The sequence below is a fragment of the Nocardiopsis potens DSM 45234 genome (assembly GCF_000341105.1).
Classification (GTDB): Bacteria; Actinomycetota; Actinomycetes; order Streptosporangiales; family Streptosporangiaceae; genus Nocardiopsis_A; species Nocardiopsis_A potens.
In genome coordinates, this window is the sequence record NZ_ANBB01000117.1 from 1 (window position 1) to 1553 (window position 1553).

The 1553-nt window shown below is 58.3% G+C and carries 1 rRNA gene; it reads right to left on the bottom strand.

The features are described 5' to 3' along the window. Window positions 1-33: 33 nt before the first annotated feature. Window positions 34-1553: ribosomal RNA gene (locus D459_RS0130150) — 23S ribosomal RNA — on the bottom strand; the annotation flags it as partial.

Here is a 1553-nt window from a genome sequence, read left to right on the forward strand (position 1 = left end):
AAAAACAGTGTGCGCGAACACCCAGCATCTGCGGCGGACAAGCCCTCGGCCTATTAGTACCGGTCAGCTCCACGCCTCACAACGCTTCCACACCCGGCCTATCAACCCGGTCGTCTACCGGGAGCCTTACCCCCTCGAAAGGGCAGGAGACCTCATCTCGAAGCAGGCTTCCCACTTAGATGCTTTCAGCGGTTATCCCTCCCGAACGTAGCCAACCAGCCATGCTCCTGGCGGAACAACTGGCACACCAGAGGTTCGTCCGTCCCGGTCCTCTCGTACTAGGGACAGCCCTTCACAAGTCTCCAACGCGCGCAGCGGATAGGGACCGAACTGTCTCACGACGTTCTAAACCCAGCTCGCGTGCCGCTTTAATGGGCGAACAGCCCAACCCTTGGGACCAACTCCAGCCCCAGGATGCGACGAGCCGACATCGAGGTGCCAAACCATCCCGTCGATACGGACTCTTGGGGAAGATCAGCCTGTTATCCCCGGGGTACCTTTTAGCCGTTGAGCGACACCGCTTCCACACGCCGGTGCCGGATCACTAGTCCCTGCTTTCGCACCTGCTCGACACGTCCGTCTCACAGTCAAGCTCCCTTGTGCACTTACACTCAACACCTGATTGCCAACCAGGCCGAGGGAACCTTTGGGCGCCTCCGTTACCCTTTAGGAGGCAACCGCCCCAGTTAAACTACCCACCAGACACTGTCCCCGAACCGGATCACGGCCCAAGGTTAGATGCCCGAAACAGCCAGAGTGGTATTTCACCAACGCCTCCACCGCCACTAGCGTGACAGCTTCACCGGCTCCCACCTATCCTACACAAACCATCCCAAACACCAATGTCAAGCTATAGTGAAGGTCCCGGGGTCTTTCCGTCCTGCTGCGCGAAACGAGCATCTTTACTCGTAGTGCAATTTCACCGGGCCCATGGTTGAGACAGCGGGGAAGTCGTTACGCCATTCGTGCAGGTCGGAACTTACCCGACAAGGAATTTCGCTACCTTAGGATGGTTATAGTTACCACCGCCGTTTACCGGCGCTTAGATTCCCAGCCTCGACCCCGAAAGATCTAACCGGTCCTCTTAACGTTCCGGCACCGGGCAGGCGTCAGTCCGTATACAGCGTCTTACGACTTCGCACGGACCTGTGTTTTTAATAAACAGTCGCTTCCCCCTGGTATCTGCGACCCCACCCAGCTCAGACCGAAAAAGCCATCACCGGACAGGGCTCCCCTTCTCCCAAAGTTACGGGGACAATTTGCCGAGTTCCTTAACCATGGTTCACCCGAACGCCTCGGTATACTCTACCTGACCACCTGCGTCGGTTTAGGGTACTGGCCGCCCGCGAACTCGCTAGAGGCTTTTCTCGACAGCACGGGATCACTCACTTCACTGAAAACAGCTCGGCATCACGCCTCACCCTTGTGCGGGGCACGGATTTACCTGCACCCCGGGCTACACGCTTACCCCCGGACAACCACCGCCGGGTAGAGCTACCCCACTGCGTCACCCCATCACTTACCTACTACCCAATCGGGTCCCACGCCTCCAC